The organism is Ideonella azotifigens, assembly GCF_006519715.1.
Taxonomy (GTDB): domain Bacteria; phylum Pseudomonadota; class Gammaproteobacteria; order Burkholderiales; family Burkholderiaceae_C; genus Ideonella; species Ideonella azotifigens.
This window is the reverse complement of the sequence record NZ_VIDT01000726.1, coordinates 1-2,578: the sequence shown is the minus strand read 5'-3', so window position 1 is coordinate 2,578 and position 2,578 is coordinate 1. Positions and strand designations below refer to the sequence as shown.

Annotated in this window: 2 protein-coding genes; both read left to right on the top strand. The window is 69.9% G+C overall.

Translation table 11 applies throughout. The features are described 5' to 3' along the window. A partial coding sequence (locus FKP22_RS26865) for a helix-turn-helix transcriptional regulator (RefSeq protein WP_141291024.1) occupies positions 1-501 on the top strand: 501 nt, incomplete at its 5' end. 312 nt (positions 502-813) lie between these two features. After that, positions 814-2,578: S8 family serine peptidase (locus tag FKP22_RS26860; RefSeq protein ID WP_170201112.1), on the top strand; the 1,765-nt coding region annotated here is incomplete at its 3' end.

The window sequence follows — 2,578 nt, the reverse complement described above, 5'->3', positions numbered from 1 at the left end:
GCCGCGCTGGCCGCCTACAAGCGCCACTACGCGCTGATCATGAACGCGGCTGGCTCGGCCGAACACGCCGACCAGCGCGTGCCGGCCGATGTGGAGCCGCAACTGCCAGGCGACGCGGTGGCCGAGCCCCTGCACCGTTTGCGGGCGCTGGAGCCCACCTGCCTGAAGCGAGCGCTGCGCCTGATCGAGCTGCGGGTGGCCGAAAACCCGAGCGTGGCCGAGGTGGTCGCCGCCTGCGGTGTCAGCCGCCGCACGCTGGACGACGCCTTCAAGTCGGCTCGCGCCACCACGCTCTCGGCCTACCTGAAGCGCAAGAAGCTGGAGTTCGCTGCCAACCTGGTGCTGCACACCGACCGCCCCATCCGCGACATCGCCGCGTCCATGGGCTACCGCTCGGCCGCCCTGTTTGCGAGCGAATTCCGCGAGCAGATGGGCATGTTGCCCTCGCAATGGCGCAGCCTGCAGACCACGCCAGTCTCGCTGGCGGCCGCATCCCTTTGAAAAAGGCACCTCGATCGGCCTGACACGGTGCGCAAGCGGTGGTGGACAGGGCCTGGGAAGGCGCCGCCGCCGAGCCAGCCGCACGATAGTTTCTAAAAATCGCAGGTCGCTTGCCACCAAGCGCCCATCGACCCCGCGCGACGGGGCCCCGCCCTGATGTCGCGGCCCCGGCCTTGCATCTACCGTCGGACACCGGACTGCACCACCACCGCCACCGGCGCCAGCCACAAGCTGAGCCCCCGGTCCCGCGTGAGTGCCGCCCTCTATTGCTACCCCTTTCCGCTCTCCTCCTTCAGGTTCCCCGGAGTCCGCATGACCCACGCTTTCCACCGCCTGTGCGGCGCGCTGCTGCTGGCCGGCCTTTCGGCCGCCAGCCACGGCGCCGCCCCCGCCAAGAAGACAGCGCCACCCGCGCAGCGCTACATCGTTCAGCTGAACGCGCCACCCGCCGCCAGCTACACCGGCAACCTGCCCAGCCTGGCCGCCACCCAGGTGGGCGAAGGTCAGCACCTGGACGTGCGCGCCGCGCACGTCCAGGCCTACCGCAGCCACCTGGCCCGCGAGCAGGACCAACTGCTGGCCTCGCTCGGCTCGCGCGTGAAAGCCACGCATCGCTACAGCGTCAGCTTCAACGGCTTTGCCGCCCGCCTCACGCTGGACCAGGTGCAGCGCCTGAAGGCCACCGGCAAGGTGCGCCTGGTCGCGCCGGACACACCACGCCTGGCCGACACCGTCTCCACGCCCAGCTTCCTGGGCCTGGACGGCGCAAAGGGCGTGTGGTCGCAGCAGCGCAAGGGCCTGTCCGTGCTGGGCGAGGACGTGATCATCGCCACCATCGACACCGGCGTGCAGCCCGAGAACCCGGCCTTCTATGACCAGGTGGATGCCAATGGCGTGCCGGTTGCCAGCGGCGGCACCGTGGCCTACGGGCCTGCGCCTTCGCACTGGAAAGGCGGCTGCACCGTGGCACCGGCCTTCCCGGCCACGGCCTGCAACCACAAGCTGATCGGCGCCAGGCTGTTCAACACCGGCTGGCTGGCCAGCGGCACCGAGCCGTGGTTCGGCACCTTCTCCGATTCGCCGCGCGACGAAAACGGACACGGCTCGCACACCTTGTCGACCGCTGGCGGCAATGCGCTGGCACCGGCCTACGACACGAAGGGCGTCTACCTCGGCAGCACCAGCGGCATGGCGCCGCGGGCACGCCTGGCCTCCTACAAGGCACTGTTCACCGCGGTGGTGGCCGGCGTGCCGCAGGGCGTGGGCATGACCAGCGACATCATCGCGGCCATCGACGCAGCAGTGGCCGACGGCGTGGACGTGATCAACTTCTCGGTCACCAGCGACCCGTACAACATGCTGGACCCGGTGGAGATGGCCTTCCTCGGCGCCTCCAACGCCAACATCTTCGTGGCCGCCGCGGCGGGCAACAACGGCCCGTACAACACGGTGCAGAACCCGGGCCCATGGGTGACCACGGTGGCCGCCTCCACGCACGACCGCAACCCCTATGCGCAGCTCACGCTGGGCAATGGCGCTGCCTACAGCGGCGCCTCGTTCAACGCCACCGCCCTGCCGGCGGCCCCGCTGGTCCTGGCGCAGGACATTCCGGCCGCGGGCGTGTCGGGCAGCCAGGCCAACTGGTGCTCACCCAACAGCCTGGACAGCAGCAAGGCCGCGGGCAAGATCGTCGTTTGCGACCGGGGGGATGCCACCGCTCGCCTGGACAAGAGCGCCGAGGTCAAGCGCGCAGGTGGCAAGGGCATGGTGCTGCTCAACACCCAGGCTGCGGAGCTGGACGCCGACTGGCACACCGTGCCCACGGTGCACCTGGCCATGAGCGACCGTGACGCCGTGCGCAGCTACGCAACCAAGGCCTCGCCCAGTGCCAGCATCGGCGCGCGTTACCAGGTGCCCGGCCTGGTCGCCCCGGTGATGGCGGACTTCTCCTCGCGTGGCCCGAACCTGGCTGCGGAAGAAGTGATGAAGCCCGACCTCACCGCACCTGGCGTCAGCATCGTTGCCTCGTTCGCGTACCAGCAGAAGTCGCAGGCGGAGAACTACGCCGAGCGCGCCG